General features: G+C 52.0%; 13 protein-coding genes. 3 read left to right on the top strand and 10 right to left on the bottom strand.

Features of this window, described 5'->3' with window-relative positions; all coding sequences use genetic code 11:
* Positions 1 to 4 precede the first annotated feature (4 nt).
* Positions 5 to 1,756, top strand: a complete 1,752-nt coding sequence (locus F7231_RS09325) for a RagB/SusD family nutrient uptake outer membrane protein (RefSeq protein WP_085410798.1) — start codon at positions 5 to 7, stop codon at positions 1,754 to 1,756.
* 195 nt (positions 1,757 to 1,951) lie between these two features.
* Here the strand turns inward: F7231_RS09325 and F7231_RS09320 are convergent, their stop codons facing one another.
* Together F7231_RS09320 and F7231_RS09315 are read right to left on the bottom strand one after the other, a co-directional pair.
* Positions 1,952 to 3,715 carry a RagB/SusD family nutrient uptake outer membrane protein gene (locus F7231_RS09320; RefSeq protein WP_085410797.1) on the bottom strand — a complete coding sequence of 588 codons (1,764 nt, stop codon included), beginning with the start codon at positions 3,713 to 3,715 and terminating at the stop codon, positions 1,952 to 1,954.
* Between the two features lie 95 nt (positions 3,716 to 3,810).
* Positions 3,811 to 7,086, bottom strand: a complete 3,276-nt coding sequence (locus F7231_RS09315; RefSeq protein ID WP_085410796.1) for a SusC/RagA family TonB-linked outer membrane protein — start codon at positions 7,084 to 7,086, stop codon at positions 3,811 to 3,813.
* 367 nt (positions 7,087 to 7,453) lie between these two features.
* Between F7231_RS09315 and F7231_RS09310 the strand changes: the two genes are divergently transcribed.
* The gene (locus F7231_RS09310; RefSeq protein ID WP_166691714.1) at positions 7,454 to 11,056 is read left to right on the top strand and encodes a VCBS repeat-containing protein; all 3,603 of its coding nucleotides are present in this window, start codon (positions 7,454 to 7,456) and stop codon (positions 11,054 to 11,056) included.
* A gap of 15 nt (positions 11,057 to 11,071) precedes the next feature.
* Here F7231_RS09310 and F7231_RS09305 read toward each other — a convergent pair whose 3' ends face one another.
* The 5 genes from F7231_RS09305 to F7231_RS09285 all read right to left on the bottom strand — a co-directional run bounded on the left by F7231_RS09305 (position 11,072) and on the right by F7231_RS09285 (position 16,710).
* Entirely contained in the window at positions 11,072 to 11,758 is a 687-nt protein-coding gene (locus F7231_RS09305; protein ID WP_166691713.1) for a TIGR04283 family arsenosugar biosynthesis glycosyltransferase, read from the bottom strand.
* Positions 11,759 to 11,849: 91 nt separating this feature from the next.
* Positions 11,850 to 12,638: a ferritin-like domain-containing protein gene (locus F7231_RS09300; protein WP_085410793.1), complete on the bottom strand. Its 789-nt coding sequence runs from the start codon at positions 12,636 to 12,638 to the stop codon at positions 11,850 to 11,852.
* Between the two features lie 33 nt (positions 12,639 to 12,671).
* On the bottom strand, positions 12,672 to 13,409 hold the full coding sequence (locus F7231_RS09295; RefSeq protein ID WP_085410792.1) for a ferritin-like domain-containing protein: 738 nt from the start codon (positions 13,407 to 13,409) through the stop codon (positions 12,672 to 12,674).
* Between the two features lie 230 nt (positions 13,410 to 13,639).
* Complete coding sequence (locus F7231_RS09290; RefSeq protein WP_166691712.1) at positions 13,640 to 15,082, bottom strand: DASH family cryptochrome; 1,443 nt, start codon at positions 15,080 to 15,082, stop codon at positions 13,640 to 13,642.
* A gap of 119 nt (positions 15,083 to 15,201) precedes the next feature.
* A complete protein-coding gene (locus F7231_RS09285; RefSeq protein ID WP_166691711.1) occupies positions 15,202 to 16,710 on the bottom strand; it encodes a 4Fe-4S binding protein in 1,509 nt (502 codons plus the stop codon).
* A gap of 164 nt (positions 16,711 to 16,874) precedes the next feature.
* On the opposite strand from F7231_RS09285, the gene F7231_RS09280 reads away from it, so the two are divergent.
* A complete protein-coding gene (locus F7231_RS09280) occupies positions 16,875 to 17,669 on the top strand; it encodes a Rossmann-like and DUF2520 domain-containing protein (RefSeq protein WP_166691710.1) in 795 nt (264 codons plus the stop codon).
* Here the strand turns inward: F7231_RS09280 and F7231_RS09275 are convergent.
* From F7231_RS09275 to F7231_RS09265, 3 genes are all read right to left on the bottom strand, one after another.
* Positions 17,666 to 18,877: a glycosyltransferase family protein gene (locus F7231_RS09275; protein ID WP_166691709.1), complete on the bottom strand. Its 1,212-nt coding sequence runs from the start codon at positions 18,875 to 18,877 to the stop codon at positions 17,666 to 17,668. The genes F7231_RS09280 and F7231_RS09275 overlap by 4 nt on opposite strands.
* Positions 18,878 to 18,884: 7 nt before the next feature.
* Positions 18,885 to 19,640 (bottom strand): glycosyltransferase family 2 protein, encoded by a 756-nt coding sequence (locus F7231_RS09270; RefSeq protein ID WP_085410786.1) that lies wholly within the window; start codon positions 19,638 to 19,640, stop codon positions 18,885 to 18,887.
* 235 nt (positions 19,641 to 19,875) lie between these two features.
* Positions 19,876 to 23,049 carry a cyclic nucleotide-binding domain-containing protein gene (locus F7231_RS09265; protein WP_166691708.1) on the bottom strand — a complete coding sequence of 1,058 codons (3,174 nt, stop codon included), beginning with the start codon at positions 23,047 to 23,049 and terminating at the stop codon, positions 19,876 to 19,878.
* Between the last annotated feature and the right edge of the window lie 220 nt (positions 23,050 to 23,269).

Raw genomic sequence — 23,269 nt, 5'->3', positions numbered from 1 at the left:
TACAATGAGAAACAATATAAAATTCTTAATTCTGGGTGCCACTACTGCCCTGAGTTTGGTGACTGTTTCGTGTAAAGACACTTTCCTGGAAGTGCCTGTAACAGGACAGTTGGCCGGTGCTCAGCTTAGCTCTAAGTCAGGTATCGAAGGCTCACTGATTGCCGCCTACTCGATTCTGAATGGCCGTGGCGACCGGCTGGCATCATTCTCTAACTGGGTGTGGGGCGGTATTCGTGGCGGTGACGCCAACAAAGGCACTGACCCAGGTGACTTCTCATCGATCAACCCGCATCAGCGCTTCGAGACAAACTCTAGCAGTGGTGAAATCGGAGGTACGTGGCAGCGTAAATACGAGGGTATCAGCCGTTGTAATACGACACTGAATCTCTTGAAAAACGCCCCTGCAGACATGTCGGCTGCCGATCAGACCCGAGTTGCCGCCGAGACCCGCTTCCTGCGCGGATTATACTACTTCGATTTGAAGCGGTTGTTTGGCGATGGAGCTCCTTATATCGACGAAACCGTTGATTATGGTACCGGTATCGAGAAAGTAACAAATGGAGTGAACCTATGGCCTAAAATTGAAGCTGACACTAAGTTTGCTTACGATAACCTGCCAGAAACTCAATCGGCTACAGGCCGGGTGAACAAGTGGGCTGCTGCTTCGCAGTTGGCTAAGGTGTATCTCTATCAGAAAAAATATACCGAAGCGAAAGCGCTGTTCGATCTGATTATCGCCAACGGTAAAACGTCGAACGGTAAGAAGTACGGTCTAGTACCACGCTATTCTGACCTGTTTAGAGCATCGAACGACAACAACGAAGAGTCGATCTTTGCCATTCAGGCTGCTGCCAATACTGGTAACGTGAACAACGCTAACCCAGAGTTTGACCTGAACTTCCCGTATAACACGGGGCCTAACGGTCCGGGTAACTGCTGCGGTTTCAACCAGCCAAGCTTTGAGTATGTGAACTCATTCCGTACCAACGCCAATGGCCTGCCGCTGCTCGATGGCACCTACAATGCAACGGCCAATGCCGTTAAAACAGATATGGGTGTGCTGTCGAAAGACACGTTCACGCCAGATGCCGGTAACCTCGACCCACGCCTCGACCACACAGTTGGCCGTCGTGGTATTCCATACCTGGATTGGCAGGATCACCCTGGTGCCGACTGGATTCGGAACCAGCCTAACGGTGGTCCATACTCACCTAAGAAGTTTACGTATTATAAGTCGGACGTAGGTTCTTTGCAGGACAACAGCTCATGGACGCCCGGTTACTCAGCTCTGAACGTACCTCTAATTCGTTTTGCCGATGTGCTGCTGATGGCCGCTGAGTGCGAAATTGAAGTAGGTTCGCTGACCAAGGCATTGGAATACACGAACATGGTTCGTAAGCGGGCGGCTAATCCAGCCGGTTTCGTAACGAAAGCAGGTGCGCCTGCTGCCAAGTATGTGATTACTGAATACCCTGCGTCTGAATTTGCATCGAAGGCTTCGGCTACGAGAGCTGTTCGCTTCGAGCGTCGTTTAGAATTGGGTGATGAAGGTCACCGTTTCTTCGACCTCGTTCGTTGGGGTGTTGCTGCCGAAACGATCAACGCGTACCTGACCTATGAAGGTGCCGCAGGCCGTCTGCCAACAACCCTGGGCGGTGCGAAGTTTACGCCGAACAAAAACGAGTTACTGCCTGTACCACAGACACAAATCGACATTCAGGGTAAAGACATCCTGAAGCAGAACCCCGGTTTCTAAGATAAGTACATAGTCCATTCAGTGAAAAAAGGGGCTGGCGATTTCGTCGGCCCCTTTTTTATGCTCGTACCAGAACTGGTTACACTGCTTTCGAATTGGTGTAGGCTTGCGCTGTAGCAGCCCCCCTCGCTGCTAACTAAAAAAAGGGCCAGCCTCGTGAGAAGCTGGCCCTTTTTCATTGGGTAATGTACCTGATTAATTGTAACCCGGATTCTGCTTCAGCACGCCCGTTCCCTGCAAATCGATCTGGGTTTGTGGCAATGGTAAATATTCGTTCTTACCTGCTGTGAACACGGCACCGCTGTAGGCATTCGAGAGCTTTCCTTTTTCGTAAGCCAGGAATGCATTGAGCGTTGGCGCGGCAATTTCCCACCGAACCAGATCAAAGAACCGCTGACCTTCTTCGGCCAATTCGATCTTACGCTCGAAACGGACCGTCGACCGGGCAATCTCTTTGTTGACAAATGAAGCCGCTGGGTACGGGCTGATCACGTAGTTAGCAGCGGGTTTGCCATCATTGGTGGTAACAAAGCCGGCTGGGTTAGCCGCCCGGGTACGTACCTGGTTTACGTAATTCATGGCCGTTTGTAGGCTACCAACCTCAACTTCGGCTTCGGCCGCCATCAGGAGTACATCCGAATACCGCATCAGTACGATGTTCGTTGCCGACCAGCCTTTCGTCCAGTTTGATACGTCGGCTACTTTGCCCTGCTGAGCTAGGTAGAAGACATACTTTTTGGTCGAGTAAGGACCACCAAACGACTGGTTACGAGTCCAGGCGCTGGTAAACGGGCCATAGTCGAGATAGGGAATACCCCGGCGGCCAACCGTATGATCGAGGCGTGGGTCAACTGAGCGAGTGTCGGGTGTGAAAGCGTCGCCGGGCAACAGGCCCATATCCGTCTTCAACTCGTTGGTAGCGTTGTCATATGCACCGTTGGCCTGTGCAATATCGATAGGAAGTCCGTTTGCATTAGTCCGGAACGAGTTGGCCATATCGAAGCTAGGCTTAAAGAAGTCACAGCAGGTTGCCCCGATACCCGCACTGTACGGGTAGTTCAAGTTCAGGTCGCCAGAAGCCGCATCTGAGCTACCGGCATTGGCCACGTTTTGCGTCGAGAAAACGGCTTCTTCACTGTTTTCATTGGCCGCGTTGAACACCTGTGCGTATTGAGGTACCAAGCCGTACTTTTTACCATTCGTCGTTTTACCGTTGGCCACAATCAGGTCATACAACGCCTTAGCTTCAGCATACTTTTTCTGGTACATATAGGTACGTGCCAGATAAGCCGCTGCTGCCCATTTGTTGGCCCGACCGGCCTGCGTGTTTGTTTCGGCCAGGTTATCGTAGGCGAATTTGAAGTCAGCCTCAATCTTTGGCCAGATGTCTGTATTGTTCGGGATTGCTTTGATGGTAGCGCCAAAATCAGAGCCATAATCAACCGTTTCGTCAACGTAGGGCACCATATTAAACGTCCGCTTCAAATCAAAATAATAGAGACCACGCAGGAAGCGAGATTCCCCCGATAGTTGCTGCTTGAGGGCGGCCGTTACGGTCGGATCTGCAGATGGAAGCAGGCGAATAACCGAGTTAGCCCGGCTAACACCTTCATACAGGGCCTGCCAGCGCGCATTCAACTCTGCGCTGGATGCGTTGATCAGGTACGTTTCGAAAGGCGTGATAGCATTGAAATCCGATGGATCAGAACCCTTATTGGCATCGCCGCCCATAATGCTGCCGTACACCCAGTTGGTAGGGCTGGCCGTTTGCGAGTAACCGCGTCCATTGAGCTGAGCATACGTACTGATCAGCAGACCCTGTAGGCCGTTGTTCGTTGTCAACGATGTGTTAAGCAACTGGCCCGCAGGAGTTACATCGAGGAACGAATCTTTACAGGCTATGGAAATTACAGTCAGGATGAGCAGTACACTCGCCCCTTTTGTTAATGTCTTTTTCATCTTACTACTGTTTGTAACAAATTGAATCGTGAGGAGTCAGGATAACCCGTCTGACAAGGCGAACCATGGTCAAACGGGTTATGCGCCGACAAAAATTAGAAACCAATGCTCAGGCCGGCGTTGTAGCTGCGGGTGATCGGGTAGTTCCCTACATCGATGCCAAAGTTCTGGTCAGCTGCGCCACCTACACCCGGATCGAGGCCTTTGTAACCTGTTACCGTGAAGATGTTGTTAGCGGCCAACGACAACCGGATGCGGCTTAAGCCCAGTTTACCCACCACAGCGGCCGGCAATGTGTAGCCCAAGGTTATGTTCTGCATCCGCAGGTAAGAGCCGTTCTCAACGTAGAAAGAGTTAGGTACGTTGTTGGTGCTCAGGTTTGCCACATCTTCAAAAATTGGCTGCATGGTGTTGGTATTCGTTGGGGTCCATGAATCTTTCACGCGGGCGCTGATCGCCGCTCCCGAAAAGGATGGATAGAAATCGGTGAACCACTTCGACATGTTGAAGATCTTGTTGCCAAGTGAGGCGTACAGGTACGTTGCCACATCGAAGCCCTTATACGTTACCCGGAGATTGACACCACCGGTAAATTTCGGGATTGGGCTACCCAGGAAAGTGCGGTCACTGTTGTCGATCTTACCGTCGCCGTTGACATCAGCATAGCGGAAGCGGCCAAGACCTGCGCCTTCCTGCGTAGGTGCAGAGTTGATCTCTTCTCTAGTCTGGAACAGGCCGATGACCTGATAGCCGAAAAACGAAGCCAGCGGCTGGCCTGGTGCATTCCTGGTTTCGGGGAGTGATAGCCGGTTTGTGCCGGGTGCTACGTCGAAGTAAGGAACACCGGGGGCCAGTGACTGAATTTTGTTACTCAGAAGGCTACCTGTTACGTTCAATTCATAGCCAACATCGCTGGTAGCTACTTTGCCCCGGGTGATGACCTGAATATCGATACCCTGGTTACGCATGCTGGCAATGTTTACCGACGGAGCCGTTGCGCGCTGTCCGATTACGCCTGGAATAGGCACCTGGAAGAGCAGATCCTTCGTGTCTTTCCGCCATACGTCGAAGATGATATCCAGTTTGCCATTCAGGAATGACCCATCAATACCGAGGTTGGTTGTCGTGCTGGTTTCCCATTTGGCATTCGGGTTACCAATCCGGCTCCGGTAAAATCCTGGATCTACACCAGAGTTACCGCCACTGATGTCATACGAGTTAGCCACGTTTGACTGATACAGGCTGTACTGGTTGTTTGGGTCCACGTTGTTCGAGTTACCCATCTGTCCCCATCCACCGCGTACTTTCAAATCTGTCACAAACGGAATGTCCTTCATGAATGGTTCGGCTGACAAACGCCAGGCTGCCGACAGCGCCGGGAATACCCCGTAGCGGTTAGAAGCACCGAACCGAGAAGAACCATCACGACGAATCACACCGGTGAAGATGTACTTGTCGAGCAAGCTATAGTTAACCCGGCCAAACTGTGAGTAGAAGTTTACGCCGCTAAACAAATCACTGTTCGACTGACGGCCTGCGGCTGAAGACGTTGTGATGTTAGCATAGTTTGGGTCCGTCGAGAATGGGTTGAGGCCTACTCCGCTTAGATTCCGACCTGCACCGGTGTTCAGGGCTTCCAGGCCTACCAGCACATCAACGTTGTGGATACCGAACCGCCGTTTGTACTGGGCCGTGTTCGTGAATGTCCAGGCGATGTTATAGCCAGCACCTTCGTTGATCCGGAAACCGCCGTTGTTACCTTCTGCGTTTTCGTAGGTGTTACGCGAAGTCGTTTTGTTATAGTAGTTTGACAGTGAGCCGCCAATGCTACTCCGAACGGTCAGGTCTGGAATGACGTCATACTCCAGGTATGCATTACCGAAGAAACCGATGTTGAAATTTCGGTTGTTCCGGGCGCCATCACGAGCCGCTACAGGGTTTACGGGGTTATTGAACCCTTTGGCTGCTGTACCGGCGTACCCACCAAATACGTCATATACCGGAATGATTGGCGCAATACGGAAGGCGGTAAGAATATCGCTTTCTTCCTGCGATAAGTTCTGTCCAGCATTACCGCCGATCTGACCTGAGTTGTCGATGTACGTAGCCTGCAAGTTTTCGCCAAAGCGCAGTTTCCGGTTTTTAAGGATGTCGAACTCGGAGTTAGCGCGGAAGGTATACCGGCTGAAATTGTTGTTCAATAGAATACCTGCCTGTGTTTGCTGACTAACGCTGAGGTAGTAACGGCTGCTTTCGCTGCCGCCCGAGAAGCCCAGCGTGTGACGCATCAGTGGGGCCGTGCGGGTAATCGCTTTGTACCAGTTTGTACCAGCTTGGTTAGCCCGCGTTACCTGATAGATGCCACCCAGCGATGGATCGATGTTATACCGGGTACGTTCGGCGGCCAGATCAACGCCACCCGTTACGCCAAACCGGTTGCCAACCTGTATGTATTCAGGTAAAACAGGCGTTAGCCCCTGACCGTACTGACCACTGGCAATGCCGGTGAAGCTGTTCGGCCCGATAGTCTCACCATTGGCCAGCAGCCGGTTCCGAACTGCGTTCCAGGTCCAGTCTGCCTGTTCCTGCGGATTAAGAATGGCTGGAGCCGTTCCTGGGTCTGTTACTCCATACAGGCCATCGTACGAAACGGTTAGTCGTTGCGCCTTACGCTGCCCTTTTTTCGTGGTCACGACAATAACGCCGTTGGCAGCCCGTGCCCCATAAATCGAAGCAGCGGCAGCATCTTTCAACACTGTCGTTGTTTCAATGTCATCGGGGCTGAGGTTGCCAATGCCCCCCGTAGGTACGCCATCGACAACATACAGTGGCTGGTTGCCACCGAAGGCGCCAAAACCACGTACCCGGATGGTGTTATTGGCACCTGGCTGACCACTGGCAATAACTGTTACCCCGGCTACGCGCCCCTGCAACTGGGTTTCAACGTTGGCTGACGGAACGGCCGCCAAATCCCGCGCTTTAACCGTTGAAACCGAGCCCGTGTTGTCTCGCTTGCTGTCGGTCGAATAACCCGTAACGATTACCTCGTTCAGGGTCGAGGCTTCTTCCTGCAACTCAACTGTAACGCTGGTACGTGTACCAATCGTTACGTCGACAGATTTGTAACCAATTGCCGACACGGTAAGCACGTCGGCTGTACCGCGCAGGGGTAAGCTAAATGCTCCGTTGGCATCTGTGCTGGTCCCTGTTGTTGTACCCTTAATAACCACTGTAGCACCCGGAACCGGCTCCGTATTACTGGTAACCGTACCGGTGATCCGCCGATCCTGTGCTATACCATTCATGCACCACACCAACATGAATGCCCCCAGTAATAAATACCGGAGGTTTCCGTAAAACTTTGTGTTCATCTAGTCGAGTTAATTAAATTGTGAAAACGAATCAATGTAAAATGCTACACCTATCTTTCAAAGTATATTTTGATACTTTTTAACTTATTCCTGACATTAAAAAGTGATTTACGATATAAACAGGGAAATTGCATTAATATAAGCCGTTGTAAATCAGTTTATTATACAATAATTTTGATCTCAATTTATTATTTTTTCTTTAAAAATATTATTTTGCATTATATTACTATACGCATTAAAACAACTCAGTAATTGCCTGCGTATTACTTATTTTTGTCGTTGTATAAATACGTAATGCCTAAACTAATTTAACTGAATTGTAAAAAATGTGCTAAGTAGTTCGTCTGGTTAATTCGTGTAAATACTCATGGTTTTTCGAAGGTTAACGCCGTTTTTTTTTGCAGTACTTACAAGCTGCTTAGTAGCTTGCCAGTCGTCGCCAACCCCTCTCTTTAGCTCATTACCGGCCGAGGAAACAGGGATTACGTTCGCCAATCGAATCACCGAATCTGATTCGGCGAGTATTCTGGATATCGAATACTTCTACAATGGTGGTGGCGTAGCCCTGGGCGATTTCAATAACGACAGCCTGCCCGATGTTTTTTTTACGGGTAATCAGGTAGCGAACCGGCTGTACTTGAATAAGGGTGATTTCAAATTTGACGATATCACGCAGGCGGCTGGCGTTACCGGCAGCGGGAAATGGTGCTCGGGAGCAACCATCATTGATATAAACAATGATGGTTGGCTGGATATATACGTCAGCGCCACCCTGAGCAGGGCTGACAAACAGCGGGAAAACCTGCTATATGTAAATCAGGGGTTAACGAATGGTAAACCCGCGTTTCGGGAGATGGCCAGCGAGTATGGTATTGCTGACAATAGTCACACGACCCACGCCGCTTTTTTCGACTATGATAACGACGGGGACCTCGACCTGTACCTGCTCACCGACCGCATCGACGAATACCCGAACGTGTACCGGGCGAAGGTAAATGATGGTTCGTCATTGAATACTGACCGGCTGTATCGAAACGACCCTAATGCAACACTTGGTCATCCGGTGTTCACAAACGTGTCGGCACAGGCGGGCATTATCCACGATGGCTATGGACTTGGCCTAAATATCGTGGATATAAATCGCGACGGATGGAAAGATATCTACGTGACCAACGATTACCTCTCCGACGACCTGCTGTATATCAACAACCACGATGGTACGTTTACTGACCGGGCCGCCGAGTCATTTAAGCATACTAGCAACACGGCGATGGGTAACGACGTAACCGACATTAATAATGACGGTCTGGTTGATGTGATTGCGGTGGATATGATGCCCCGCGACAATGTACGGAAGAAGATGATGCTGGCGGCCAATAGCTACCAGACGTACCTGAATAATGACCAGTACGGGTACAGTTATCAGTTTGTTCGTAACACGGTACAACTCAACCAGGGGATGCGGCCAAACGCAGGGGCGCCAGCTTTTAGTGAGATCAGCCTGCTGGCCGACGTAGCCGAAACCGACTGGAGCTGGGCACCTATGGTGGTTGATTTTGACAACAACGGCTTTCGTGATCTGCTCATTACCAATGGCTTCCCGAAAGATGTGACCGATCGCGATTTCATGACGTTCAGGGCTGAAAGTGGGCAGGTGGCGACTAAAGATTTCACGCTGGCTCAGATTCCGGTGGTAAAAATCAGCAACTACGCATTCCGAAATAATGGTGACCTTACGTTCTCCGATGTCACCAAAGACTGGGGCATTGATGTCCCCTCGTTTTCGAACGGTGCGGCCTACGGTGATCTTGATAATGACGGTGACCTCGATTATGTGGTCAATAATATCAATGACTCAGCCTTTGTGTACCGGAACAACCTCAACGAACGGACGCCTGAGCAAGCCAATTACCTACGAGTGAAGTTTACCGGCCCGGCACAGAATAAAATGGGACTTGGGGCTATTGTGGAATTACACTATGGAAAGCAGAACGAGCAGCAACAGGTGTATGAACATAGCCCATATCGAGGCTATTTGTCGACGGTTGAACCCATTGCTCATTTTGGGATGGGTAAGGAGAAGACCATCAACGAGGTACGTATTATCTGGCCAGCCATCGGTACACAGCCGGCCCGGCAGCAGACATTACGGAATGTGAAGGCCAATCAGGTGCTGCTGGCTGACAGCCGAAACGCGAATGAGCCTGTTTCGCCACCTGCAAGCCAGCCTGCTCAACTATTTAGCGAAGTGACCGACTCGCTGGCCATAACGTACCTGCATCAGGAACCGGAGTACATCGATTTTAATACGCAGAAACTGCTGCCGCATAAACTGTCGCAGTATAGCCCTGGTGTGTCGGTCGGAGATGTCAACGGAGATGGACTCGACGATCTGTTCATAGGGGGATCCCGTACCCAAAAAGGTCATTTTCTGCTGCAAACAGCGACTGGTGCCTTTACAGAAAAAGACTTATTGCCTACTGAAAACGGGCCTAATGGCAAGGCTGAGGAAGATATGGGTACGCTGCTGTTCGATGCGGATCGCGATGGTGACCTTGACCTATATATTGCCAGCGGCGGCAGTGAAGGGGAGGCGAATACACCCGTTTATCAGGATCGGCTATATGTGAACGATGGAAAAGGTCAGTTCACCCGAACAACAGGTACGTTACCCATCAACATGATCAGCAAGTCGTGCGTGAAAGCCGCCGACTTCGACCGCGATGGTGACCTTGATCTGTTTATTGGCGGACGGGTGATTCCTGACCAGTACCCCAAGCCAACATCGAGTGTGTTGCTGCGCAATGACAGCAAACCCGGACAGCCCCGCTTCACCGACGTGACGACCCAATTGGCTCCGGCCCTAAACGATATTGGCCTTGTCTGTGATGCCCTCTGGACCGACCCCGATAACGATGGCGATCTCGACCTGATGCTGGCTGGCGAATGGATGCCCTTGACCTTGCTGACCAACGAAGCGGGTAAATTGACGAAGAAAGCCGCCGATACTCAACTGGCTGGTGCAGTGGGGTGGTGGAACTCACTGGTGGCCGGTGACTTCGATCGCGACGGCGATATCGACTATGTGGCTGGTAACCTGGGGCGTAACGCTCGAATGCGGGCCAGCAAGCAGGAGCCGGTACGCGTGTATGCCGGTGACTTCGACAACAATGGCTTTTACGACGCCATACCTACCATTTTTATCCCTGATGCGGAGGGCCGACGGCAAGAGTACTCGTTTCATGGTCGTGAAGACCTGATCAAGCAGATGATTGTGATGCGGCGGCGGTTTCCCTACTACAAGGATTTTGCCACGGCTTCTATTGATAAACTGCTCACGCCCGAAGAACGGCAGCAGGCCATGGTGCTGGAAGCTAACTACCTGGAATCAGCTTATGTCGAGAATAAAGGCAACGGTACGTTTGCGGTTCATGCACTGCCTGTACAGGCTCAACTTGCGCCTGTCTTCGGGATGGTCGCCGATGATGTAGATCGTGACGGAAATCTGGATGTGGTGCTGGTTGGCAACGACTATGGCGGCGAAGTACTAGCCGGACGGTATGACGCCCTGAACGGACTGATGCTTCGGGGCGATGGCAAAGGCCACTTTAGCGCTCAATCTATGGCAACCAGCGGTTTCTACGTACCCGGAAACGCGAAAGGACTGGCGCAACTCACCGACAGCCGGGGTGCCGAGTTACTGGTAGCAACTCAAAATCGAGGGCGGCTATGCGTATTCCGTAACAGTAAACCCGCCAGGCAGGTACGTCTTCGACCAACTGATGTGTCGGCTGTAGTGCGTTTCGCTGATGGAAAACAACAAAAGGTAGAGCTTAGCTATGGTAGTTCGTTTCTGTCGCAGTCGGCCCGGACACTGCTTCTCGGTCCGCAGGTGAAAGCGGTTGAACTGACTAATTCGCAGGGACGGAAACGCCTTGAGTCTCTGCCAGGTAGTGTGGCAAAACGGTAGACAGGCAAAAACAGATTATTTCAGGAAGGTGCGGTAGGTACGTGCAATACGGGTGGGTTGCACATGGCAGGCAAAAAGAACAACCGCAGCCAGGTTGGCCAGTTGCACCCGCAACCAGGAATTGGCCTCGTATTTACGGGCCGACACAACCACGTTTTTGGGGATGACGGCAAAGCGGGCCTGTTGTTCAATGCGGCGAATTATGTCAAAATCTTCCATGATGACATAGTGCTCATCGAACCCATGCAGGCGGTCGAACAGGGCTCGCGTAATGAACAGCGTTTGGTCGCCACCCCGGCTCATGAGCCCGCCAAATCGGGTGCCATAGCTATTTACGCGCAGCATGATGCTGTCTGAATCGAACCGGAATCGGTAGCGACCCGCCTCAAACCCGTCGGATATTGCTTGGGCAATGTCAGTAGTGAAGTCGGGGTGTAGCCGTACATCGGCATGTACAAAATAGAGTATGTCGCCCGTTGCGTATTGAACGCCAAAATTCATCTGGGCCGCACGGCCTGGCCTGGGTGATGTTATGACAGTAGCACCAGCCCGACATGCGCACTCAACGGTGGTGTCGCTGCTACCGCCGTCAACAACCAGCACCTCAGCCACTTGTTGGTTGGCGTAGGCAAACACATCGCTTACTACCGCCGCAATCGACGTTGCTTCATTGAAGGCAGGTATGATAACACTGATACGCATCGTGACACAAATGTCGTGATAGACAAACGCCCGGCAAAGCTAGTAGCTGCCGGGCGTTTTGCCACCTTCACAAAAAATCGGACCAGTCCGACTAAGCAATAAACTGACTGGCAATAGCCAATACGTCGGCTTTGCTCAGTGGCTCGTCGAATGATTCGGTAACCGCTTCAACCGACTTGCCTGATACGCTGGTTAGTTCTACACCAAGTTGGTTGGTGTAGCTTTCGCCCGCATAAATAGCTGCTGGCAGGCCGCTTGAATCAGAATTGGTAATCCAGCCTTTGAAGCCGCGCAACGCCCGAACCCGAGCGGCATGGCGTGCTTCTACTGAGTGGATGTTCAGGGCTACTTCCAGAATGGCAGGAGCCGGAATCAGGTTACCTGCCTGACCTTTGTAGGCGCGTACACCTGTATCTTCAAATGCTTGCGATAGGGCGGCGTACGTTTGGAAATTCGAGAATACCGTTGGGAAGAAGCCCTTGCCGGTGAAATCGAATGTAGGCTTGGCTACTGCCTGAGAGCCCAGAACTGAACGCAACAGACGAACGTGTGCTTCTTCGTGCTTCCGGATCTGGCGGAAGATCTCCATGTACTGGCTTGGAATCAGGCCGCTAGTTTCGGTACCACGAACATAAAATTCTGCTTCCAGGTACTCAAGGGTCAGGGCGAAGTTGAGCACATCCACTACACCTGCTGGCAGACCTGACTGACCGTATGCGTTAGAGAGGGCCGAGGCCATTACTACGGGAGCAGCAGCTGCTACTTTTGCCGCTTTGTTTGCCCACATGCTGAACATGTTACGGCGTGATACATGGGCCAGACGGTCGAAAACCTCGCCATCGACGGACTCCAGCTCGTTGAGAATATTTTGCAGATTCATTGCTGAGTTTCTGTTTTTCGATGAAAAGATTAATTAAGCCAGTGTGAAGGTGATGGTCTCCTGAACAAATGGAGCCACAATCGCCAACACAGCACCTGGTTCACGCGAACGCTCCAGACCCTGACCATCAACGGGGGTATCACCCGCGAATGAGCTTGAGAATGGGAATTGTAACTCGCTCAGCAAGGCAGCGTGACGGGCTTCTACCGATACGATTTTACCGGCAGTAAGCAGGTAGTTCGCCGTTTTCAGGTATTTACCGGCACCATTGTAGGCGGTTACACCAACATCTTCGAACTGACGGGCTACGTCGATGGCTACCGACCGCTGACGGAAGTTAATGCCACTGAAGTTAGGAGTCAGACCGGGGATGGCAGCTGAGCCAAGGGCAGCTTTGAAGAACTGGCGGTGAACCACTTCATGATCGCGGATGTCGGTAAACATAGCGCGCTCCATGGCGGTCATTTCTGGATAAGGGTTAGCCAGCAGCATTTCGTAATAAGCTGCCTCGAGTTGCTCCAGCGCGTAGGCATAGTTTAGGATGGCCACTTCGCCAGTTCCCAAATCTACAGTTATGCCATTGCTCATTTGCCGGGCATACTTGTTGAGATTATACTCAGGCGTAGTTGATACGGCTACCTCGCTGTCTGGTGTGCAGGATGACAGGATCCCACCTACTACTGCGGCTCCACCCACATAACGTAGGAACGACCGACGACCCACACCGTCAACGCGGGCCGGCGACTCGGGTAATGTGTTAAGTTCTTCCATAATCGTAGAAATAAGAATCGGTTAAGCCCATCCGGTTGTTCGGAAAAGCTTAGGGTATACGATTATGGAAGAACTTTGGATTTCACATATTGACGGTACGGGAAAAAAATAATTTTAAAAAGCTAAAACCTACTTTTAAATAGACAAAATTGAATGAATAGTGACAATGAGCCGCCTGCATTCTATTTTACCTTTTTAGATTGCTAAAAATGAATAGAAGCCTTTCTGGTCTACCTTTTTAGCCACTTAGATGGATTTAGTACGGGAAGCGGGTAGGTGCTGCCCAGCGTAACACCGTAGCTGGTCAGTTGCTGGCTGTCAAGCTGCGATACCAAATGAACCTTGTTGGCAGGTACGTTACTGAGTTCAGGAAGCCAGTGTTTTACAAAATCACCCTGCTCGTCATAGCGGGTAGCCTGACTGTAAATGTTAAAATATCGGTCTTCCCGCGGGTCGTTGCCTACGCCGGCTACGTAGTTCCAATTGCCCCAGTTGCTGCACGGGTCATAATCGACGAGCAGACTCTCAAAGTAAGCTGCGCCCCAGGTCCAGTCAATGCCGAGGTCTTTCACCAGGAAACTGCCCACGTTTTGCCGCCCCCGATTGCTCATAAAGCCCGTGGCGTTCAGCTCGCGCATGTTGGCATCGATGAATGGAATACCCGTGTTGCCGGACGCCCACCGCTGAAACAGGTCCAGGTCATGTACCCACTTCTTCTGTAAGTCGTGCTTGATGCCGCTTGGTTTAAACAAGCGTGAGCCAAAACGTAGAGCAACAAACCGGAAGAAATCGCGCCAGATCAGCTCAAAAATTAGCCAGTAGGTCGAGTCATTGGCAACGCGTTCACGCTCATACCGTTTCACTTCGTGGTAAACCAGCCGGGGCGACAAACAACCGTGGGCCAGCCAGGCCGAAAACTTACTGGAATAGGCTTCGCCCAGCATTCCGTTGCGTGTTTCTTTGTAGGTACGTATCCGATCACTCGCCCACAAATAGTGGTTAAGCCGGTCGAGGGCTATCGTCTCACCGCCTCTGAACGGCACTGCGGCGCGTACATCGGTCTGTAGCGCTTCGGTGTAACCTAATTTTGACAGAGAAGGCAACTCACCCGCGTCGATATCGCCGGGCATACGTACCTGATCAGGGGCTGGATCGAGGTCACGTACCTGCGTTTTTTTCTCTACGCTGTTTCGAAACTGAGTAAACACGTCAGGGAGCTTGGCAATACCGAACGGCAGGTCCCGGATGTGATAGAGCGTGCTACCCCAGAATAATTCAATGTCAATGTTGAGAGGTTTAAGCCGTTTCGACAAAGCAGATTCAACGTCTGTTTCCTCCACCGTTACCTCTTTGCTCGCATAAACGGCCGTAGCATCAATCTCCTCGGCCATATCGGCCAGAATCCGTGCCGGGTCGCCCACCCGAATAATCAGATCGGCCCCACGCGCCCGAAGTGACGCACGCAAATCGGCAATGCATTCGAGCAGGAAACTGGCGCGGAAAATGCCTGTTTTTCTGATGCCAAGCCTGGGAATATCCCGAAACTGTTTGGGGTCTAAGATGTAGACGGGTAACACCTGAAGTGCCTCATTACAGGCCGCCGTGAAACCAGGATTATCGTGTAACCGCAGATCGTTGCGGAACCAGTACAGAATACGATTGTGGGATGACATAGGTTGGTACGTACCCGAAAAGGGCACAATACCCCAACCGAAGACAACGAAAAAAGGTTAGCTAACGGCCCGAAGATTTCAGTCAGCTAATACGTTAACAGGCCGTGAAATTAACTTCCTCAAATCTTTCGCGTATTTACCGGGCCGTTCTCCAGGTTCAGTACACCGCGTGGGCAGACGGCCGAGCAGATACCGCAACCAACGCAGGATGACCGCACGATGTCTTGCCCTTTTTGGGCGTAGGCCCGCACGTCGATGCCCATTTCGCAGTAGGTCGAGCAGTTGCCGCAGGAGATGCATTGTCCGCCGTTTGTCGTGATCCGGAACCGCGATTTAAATCGTTGAACCATACCTAGATATGCTGCCAGTGGGCAGCCAAACCGGCACCACACGCGGTTACCCATCAGCGGATAAAAACCCGTGCCAATAACCCCGGCAAAGATGGAGCCGATCAGAAAACCATACGCTTTACGAACGCTGTATGAATCGATGAAGCCGAAAAGAGTGCTCTGACCGGTGAAGTAGCTGTAGAGTACCAGCAACGTCATCACAACCGCGAAAACCAGTACTGAATGCACCAGTACGCGCTCAATTTTCCAGGACTTCAGCGACTTGTCCGACAGGTGACGATACGGGTCACCGAGCGTTTCGGCCAGCCCGCCACAACCGCAAACCCACGAACAGTACCATCGCTTACCGACAAAGTACGTGATCGTCGGGACGCCTACCGTTGACAGGGCCGTGCCCCAGACAAACATGAAAATCCCCAACGTGCCTGCCTGTAATTTCGCGTTGATCTCGTAGTCGAAGAAGAAGTCATAATCGAGGGGCCAGATGCTTTTCAGGTCCTGATAAGGCGCGTTCAGCAGGCTCATCACTTCAGGAATAAGAAAGGCAAAAAAGAGCTGAAACGCCATGACCGACCAGGTGCGGTACTGCTGGTACCGGCTGTGGCGGTACTTGATCAGCATTCTGACGCCCATGACCACTACAGCCACCGTATACAGAAAACCGTAGAGAAACCATTTGCTGGCGGGCCCTCCGTTGAGAACGCGGCTAAAGGGATCGACCAGGGCCGTCCAGTTGGTGAGGTATTCGGGGTAAAAGTAGAGCAGGATGTAGAACCCGATCAGGAACGTACCCACGATGATGCCGATCCAGCCACGGTGGGTGGCGGGGTGACGCATAATACCGTTGTTCCGTATGCCGGGTTTATCGTTAAGGCGGGGCAATGCATACAGCAACGTACCCAGCGCTGCCAGCCCGATGCTAAGCCAGAACCAGATGCCCTGATCAGCCGGGCCACCGGCCGTACTTCGCTTGGTGAGGTCGAACAGGTAGTCGTCGTAAATCACGGCCTTCCAGTTCTGTTTCGCTTCCTGCTCGTTATTGTACGTAGTGATCACTCCGCGTACATCGCTGATAAACTGAAGATTGCTGGTGTACGTTTTGCCAACAAGCGGGGCTAGTCGGGGCTGCAACACCGTTTGGTGCGCTGGCTTCAGCGTTTGTTTTAATACGTTGTCGGTCAGCTGAAACTGGCCGAGTGTAAGCACGTAGATAAAAACAGCGAAGCCGATCAGAAAGAGGGCAAGGCCAACGGGGCGTACGAAAGCGGGGAGATGCATAGGGCGGAAATGTCTACCCAAATATACGCGTTGGCAGTGGGTAAGGTTTGGATTTGACCGTTTCAAGTTCCAAGTTTAAGGCGGCCGCCGCGCGGTCTTAAGCGGCCCCACCATAATACTCTCGCATCAGCTACCCAAAACCTGGACCCTGAAACTCGTTACTTATGACCATCACCGTTATCGGCGCAGGAAATGTGGCCTGGCATCTGGCCCCCGCTCTGGAAAATGCAGGCCATCATATTCTGGCGGTTTATAGCCGGCAACTGACGCACGCCCGACAATTGGCCAGCATGCTGTATGATGCCCGTCCCATCTCAGACCTGAATCTAGCCGACAACCCATCGCAGTTATTTGTTCTAGCTGTGCCCGATAATGCCCTCGACGACGTGTGTGCCCGGCTGGTATTACCCGAAAATGCTACACTTGTCCACACGTCGGGTGGCCTGTCGCTGGAAAAGCTGCAGAAGCTGATGAGCGTTTATAGCGATGTGCCTGTAAAAACGGGGGTGTTCTATCCACTTCAGACTTTCTCGCGGGGGCGCGCCCTGCTCGATTTTGAGCAGATTCCACTCTGCATTGAAGCGGATAATCTCGACACGCAGACCCAGTTAGTAACGATGGGGCAGGAGATGAGCACGATTGTGTATCTGGTCAATTCAGCCGAGCGGCGATCGTTACACGTGGCAGCGGTGCTGGCCTGTAACTTTACCAACCACCTGATGGCGCTGGCTAAAGATGTCACCGACGAAGAAGACCTTGAATTCGACCTGTTGAAACCACTAATCCGCGAAACGGTGCGCAAAGCCCTCGACGCCGACCATCCGGCCAACGTACAAACCGGCCCCGCCCGCCGGCATGATACGCAGGTGATCGAAAATCATCTGGCGTACTTACGCCCCCGCCCCGATGTGGCCCGTCTTTATGAAGTGCTTACAGACCACATTCGGCGCCGTTACTAAGCTGCCAACAGCGCCTCGGTCTGGCGTTGGTTAGTTTCTTCAGAAGCTTTATCGCGTACCGGCAAGACTAGCATGAACCAGTAGGCTACTACGAGCGGGTAGGTGTATTTATCCCAGCCAACATGCGATTTGGCCCAGAGCACCACCTGGAGTAGCAGCCAGATGCCTTGCAGGCTGTTTAGTTTAAACCGCCGAAGGGCAACGAGTGTCAAAGCCGCATAAACAACTTGCTTTATGGGCTGAGCGTAGCTGTTGCTGCCCAGCAACCGATTTAACACTCGTTCGAGTGGCCCCATGTCGATCACATCCCGACCCGGTACAATGCTGAACAGGCTATACAGAACGGCAACGGCACCTGTCATCATCAGCAGTGTACGCAACGGTAAAGCTGCTGGAATATGTTTGCGCAGTGGTTTAGCTACTAGCTGCAGGAGTTCGATTGGTAAAGCGAAATAGAGGCCAATGCAGGCCAGTGCGTAGAAGCCAAACTCTGGATGCCACTTCTTTGTGGCAATACTCTGGTTGGCTACCTCGAAGGGCTGAGCCCAGTCACCCCAAAATAAGCGCCAGGCTAGTAGCGTACAGCAAGCCAATACGTTGGCTCCCAATAACCAGAGCACGCCTGTCGAGGGCAGGCGGCGGGTTCGCAGTACGGTTCGCAAACCGGCCATCCCTTCCCAGATCAGGATACCTGCCGGAAAGACAACCATAAACTGACGACCGCAGATGGCAAGGCTAAAAGCCAGCGCCATGGGTCCGTACCAGCCCCGGCTGTAAGCAAAAAGGCCTAACAAGACCAGCAAAATAGGAATGCAGTCGGTGTATAGGCAAAGTGAGGTGACGTACAAATAGGGGTTCATAACTAACCCTAAAACGGCTAAACCGGCCAGTCGTGGTCGTTGCCGTCCAGTATACGCAATGAGCAAAAGCAGGGCCATGCCACAGCACAAATTAACCAGTCGACCACCCGGAATTTTGCCGTGAAACAGATTCTCAACCCAGCCAAACACCATGAACGGCAGCGGCGTATTCAGTTCGCCATATGAAAACAGCAACGTGCTCGTGGGCCAGCCTGTATAGGCAAATAGCATCGACGCATTCCAAAAATGCACCTCGTCGTTGTAGATGGGGTGTGTCAGGCCATTCGTTGCCAGATACAATCCCAGACTCAGGGCAAGAATACCAGCGATGATATACCAGAAGCGCATAAACTAACTAGAGACTGGCCAGGCGGAAAGGTGTAAATCGATAGCGAACCAGGGTGTATATAGCCTCCAGTCCATCGATAAAACCGATCTTCTTTCCTTCCGATAATTTGCGGGGCATATACCGGATGGGAACTTCCATGATCTTGATTCCTGACATAGCTACTTTAGCTGTTACTTCAGGACAAAATTCAAACCGCTCGCAGTTGAGTGGAATACGCTTCAGGAAAGACGTTTTGAATAATTTGTAGCAGGTTGGCTCGTCGGTCAGGCGCTGCCGAAAGAGAACATTGGTGACAAGCGTAACCGACCGGCCACCCCAATAGAACCGCTGGTGTGAGTGGCGGTTATGTGGGTTCATGAAGCGTGAACCGTACACGACCGGGGTATTCTGGAAGTGCGCTACCTGAAGTAGCAGGGTGTAATCAGCAGGGTTATACTCCAGATCGGCATCCTGTATGATGGTATACTCCTGGGTTGCTTTGTGAATGGCCGTTCGAATAGCCATTCCTTTGCCTCTGTTCTGATCGTGCATAAAAACCCGCACGTGGTCGGGTAAGTCGGCGCTCATCAGCCATTCGCGGGTTCCGTCGGTAGAACAGTCATCTACGATCAGAATCTCGTTTACCGATGGTGTTTGAAGCACCTGATCAATCAGGGCCCTAATGGTATGTATCTCGTTATAAACGGGTATTATAACGGTAAGCGTTGGTAAGTCGAGCGAGATTGAATTGTACAGGCAACCGGTCGTTTGTTGCGAGGTCATATAGATCGTGGTTACGAAATCACTGCTTATTCATGGATACGAAGAGTATATAAGATCAGAGTATTAATAATTGGAGTATCAGCAAAAATACATACTAATAATTGGAATTACATCGTTGAAGAGCGCGATAATATACCGTTCACACAAATAAGTATAATTACTTGTGATGGCTGGTTTCCGAGCGGCTAATCAGCTTAGGCAGACTGGTTTTGTTAGTTGGCTAGTCTGGTGTTAATCATTCTTTACTGAGCCCCTGGTTCAGGGTGCGGATGCGGCGGCTCAAGAGGCGAATGATGTTCCGTAGCAACTCGTCACGTTCTTCCATCAGGTCGTAGAAATCATCCTGATCAATCCGGAGCAGCAGCACATCTCCGTGAGCAATAACGGTAGCTGACCGGGGTTCTGCATCAAGCAGTGCCAGCTCGCCAAATACATCCCCTTTGCTCATCTCAGCGAGTGCCTGCTGCCCATCGTAAATTCCCACCCGACCATCGAATATGATAAACAGGCTGGTACCCAGCTCGCCTTTGCGCACAATTTCCTGGCCGTCGGTAAATGGTACTTCCTTCATGATTGGGGCAATGCTGCCCAGTACGTTGGCAGGCGTATCGGCAAAGAGGCTGGTACTTTTCAACAGAAATACCCGCTCAATGGTCGATGTAGAGGCTGTGGTGGATTGATGATGCATAGCCGGTGAAAAATCTGGGTCTGAAGGCAGGTCGGTGGGCGAGGTGCAGAGTTGAACTGTCCAGTCGGTAAATGTGGCGTTACGCTGTTGGCAGATGTAGGCTTGAATGGATTGCCCGTATACCGACGTTTCTACATGGGGGCTGAGAAGCGCCAATCGGTCGGGAAGAGAAAGCGCTGTGTCGGAAAGGGCCAGCAACCCCGCATAAATGGCCCGGGAATGGCTGCCCGACGTTTTTGCGCCAGTCATGTTCTCCAGTAACTCGAGCGAATTAGCGCGGCGTTCGGCGGTTTGATGACTTAGACTCTGACGTACATTTCGAACGGTTTCGCGATCGTATAGTCCCATCAGCAACAATAAAATCCGATCGGCCACTACAGTCAATTCATAGTCCAGTGAGTCAGACAGTAAGGGGGTAGGTTCCTCTGATTTGCCGTATAATAGTCGGTGAGCCAATGCCAGTTCATCGCTTAGCAGACGGTCATACAACACGTTATCACGGTCTGTAGGGGGATACGTATTCAACGCATCGAGGAGTGGCTTGCGCAGGCCGGGCGTGACCACAGCAAGCTGGTCGAGTAGCCAGGTACGTGCCGACTCGGTCGCTATTTTTCCGGCCACGCTGGCGATACGCTTGATCAATAATGGCTGCCCTGTTACCTCGCTCGGTGAAGGCAGGAGGGGTAATGCCTGATCGCCAAGCGCCGTCAGGCTCATTATCGCCGTTCGGCCATAACGACGGTGTGAGAGAAAATTGACGAGTTGATGGTGGAGTGATGGATCAGGCTGCCTTCCTGCCACTTGCAGTGCCGCTTCAATTACAGCAGGATCAGTTCCTCGTAAACTGTTGGCTATAAACGGGGTTAGGCCAGGAAGTAACATGCCTGCTGTACTCAGGGCCGCCAAACAGTCGAGGGCGGCAACCTGCTGTTCCGTACTAGCAGAAAGCGCCAGGTCATACAAGCTCTTCTGCGCGGCTTTATTCTGCTTATCTATGCGTAGGTGGCCAATAACAGCTCCTTTTCTGGCGGGCATATCGGCCGTGCTTAGCAGTAAACGGGCAATCTCCAGTGAGCGGGCTGGCATGAGCGATACATTACCCAATGCCGTTCTGGTAAGCTGTTCGGCAGCTTCCTGACGTACCCCGGCATCGGCGTCATGCTGGGCTAGATTGCCCAGCATTATCATCAGCGACGGCATGTGTAGCGGATCAGCTATGCTCAGGGCCCGTTGGCGAACTGCCGCTTCGTGATGGCTGAGAAGCGACTCTGTCCGTTGGTGCAGAATGTCGGTGGGTAAAGCATGGGCGAAGTCCAACGCGTTGATTACGTCGACGGGATTTGTACTGTCCAGCGCGTGCTCAACAAACGTAGCGGCCGTTCCCCGGAGCGTTACTTCGTCGGGGGCAATGAAGCGTCGGCTGAGAGCATCCTGAAGTGTATGTACGTAGTGTCGGTAGGTACGTTGCACAAACACGAATAGTAAAACACTCAATACAAACCCAGTCAGCAATAACCATTGGTATGATGATTCACCAATTGTGTAAACCAGCCAGAGGGCAATTCCCGCCAGGGCGATGCCCATTGGTTCGTAGAGACCTTTAGCCAGCGTATGCCCTTTCAGACGTTGCTGCGGGGGGAGTGGTTGAAACAGAACCAACAGCACCGGATCGAAAATAGCGCGCCTGACCACCTCAAAGCTGATGTATAACAGGCTGAAATAAAGAAGTTGGGCCGTTTCGCTGGAGGGGCGCCAGGCAATCAGTCCGTAGGCCGAAAAGCCAACCGCCGCCAATACCGGCAGTCCGCCAAGGGTGGGCATGATACCGAACTGATCGAGCACCCGGCGCGAAAACAGGGCTTTTACGGCCATAGCCAGCAGGTACGTTACCCCCAGCACCTTGCCCAGTGCCTGCATCACATTGCCCTGGTCGTGAAATTTATGTTTTACGTTAATAAAGAACTCGTACTCAATGCCAGCGGCAATCATTGCCACTGGCACCAGCGTCAGACAGACCGCCGAAATCAGATCGCTTCCCCCAAATAACTGCTCCACCCAAGGACGTGTTGTGCGTCGATTTGAGCGAACGGGGCGTGTAGTAGCCTCAATATTATGGAGTTGAATGGTTCGGTTGGTGATGAACAGGGCAGCGCCGTAGCAACCGAATGCCAGCAGCAACAGCCAAACCAGCGGCCCGTGCCCGTGAATGAGCGCAGCCAGGAGGGCACCGAGCGCTTTGGCAGGCATATCGCCCGAGCTGATAACGCCGAAGAGGCGTTTGCTTTGGCGCACGTCGAACACCAGGGCCGACACCGCCCAGAACTCCAAATTGGTGAGCAGGTAAATGATGCGGTAGCCAACCATGATGGTGATAGCAACACCTACCGAACGGCCAAAAACGACGAAGGCTGCAATAACAGCCGTCAGGACAATGACCGACCACAGCACCCGCGTAGCCAGTTGTTGGAGAGCGAGATGGTGTTCGAAATGAGCATAGATACGACCCACTACGGCCATGCCAATGCCCGAGGCGATATAGGCGATGGGCAGGCTGGCCTCGGGGTGATTTTCGAGCAGCAGTACGTTGGCCGCTACGTAGACCAGAACGGTGCCAATACCTAGTAGGAAGTTGTGAGAGAAAAATAACCGAACGGTTTTTCCTTCCTCAGCCCGGATGCCGAGGGAGCGATTGACCCGTTGTGCTGAACCCGTTTCGACCATAAAGCAAATAAAGCCAAAAACGATTAACCATCGTGACTTTCTCCCTGCACGCCGGCCGACTTAATAATCAGGTAATAACCTATACGGATTGCCTACGGGCAAGAGGATGACCAGACTTAATGCTCATTGTTGCACGGTACCGTACCAAAAGAGGGAATCCGTTGCAGAGTGGGTCAGCTAACCCGATCATTGTTTGATTGATTAAGCCTGACAGGCGCAG

Origin of the sequence: Fibrivirga algicola (assembly GCF_011742925.1) — a bacterium.
Classification (GTDB): domain Bacteria; phylum Bacteroidota; class Bacteroidia; order Cytophagales; family Spirosomataceae; genus Fibrella; species Fibrella algicola.
This window is presented reverse-complemented; position numbering and strand designations above follow the sequence as displayed.

Coding starts and splice junctions, on each gene's coding strand:
- F7231_RS09320 (WP_085410797.1), bottom strand. CDS start 3,715: ATGAAAAAGACATTAACAAAAGGGGCGAGTGTACTGCTCATCCTGACT.
- F7231_RS09295 (WP_085410792.1), bottom strand. CDS start 13,409: ATGGAAGAACTTAACACATTACCCGAGTCGCCGGCCCGCGTTGACGGT.
- F7231_RS09280 (WP_166691710.1), top strand. CDS start 16,875: ATGACCATCACCGTTATCGGCGCAGGAAATGTGGCCTGGCATCTGGCC.
- F7231_RS09275 (WP_166691709.1), bottom strand. CDS start 18,877: ATGCGCTTCTGGTATATCATCGCTGGTATTCTTGCCCTGAGTCTGGGA.
- F7231_RS09270 (WP_085410786.1), bottom strand. CDS start 19,640: ATGACCTCGCAACAAACGACCGGTTGCCTGTACAATTCAATCTCGCTC.
- F7231_RS09315 (WP_085410796.1), bottom strand. CDS start 7,086: ATGAACACAAAGTTTTACGGAAACCTCCGGTATTTATTACTGGGGGCA.
- F7231_RS09290 (WP_166691712.1), bottom strand. CDS start 15,082: ATGTCATCCCACAATCGTATTCTGTACTGGTTCCGCAACGATCTGCGG.
- F7231_RS09285 (WP_166691711.1), bottom strand. CDS start 16,710: ATGCATCTCCCCGCTTTCGTACGCCCCGTTGGCCTTGCCCTCTTTCTG.
- F7231_RS09325 (WP_085410798.1), top strand. CDS start 5: ATGAGAAACAATATAAAATTCTTAATTCTGGGTGCCACTACTGCCCTG.
- F7231_RS09265 (WP_166691708.1), bottom strand. CDS start 23,049: ATGGTCGAAACGGGTTCAGCACAACGGGTCAATCGCTCCCTCGGCATC.
- F7231_RS09310 (WP_166691714.1), top strand. CDS start 7,454: ATGGTTTTTCGAAGGTTAACGCCGTTTTTTTTTGCAGTACTTACAAGC.
- F7231_RS09300 (WP_085410793.1), bottom strand. CDS start 12,638: ATGAATCTGCAAAATATTCTCAACGAGCTGGAGTCCGTCGATGGCGAG.
- F7231_RS09305 (WP_166691713.1), bottom strand. CDS start 11,758: ATGCGTATCAGTGTTATCATACCTGCCTTCAATGAAGCAACGTCGATT.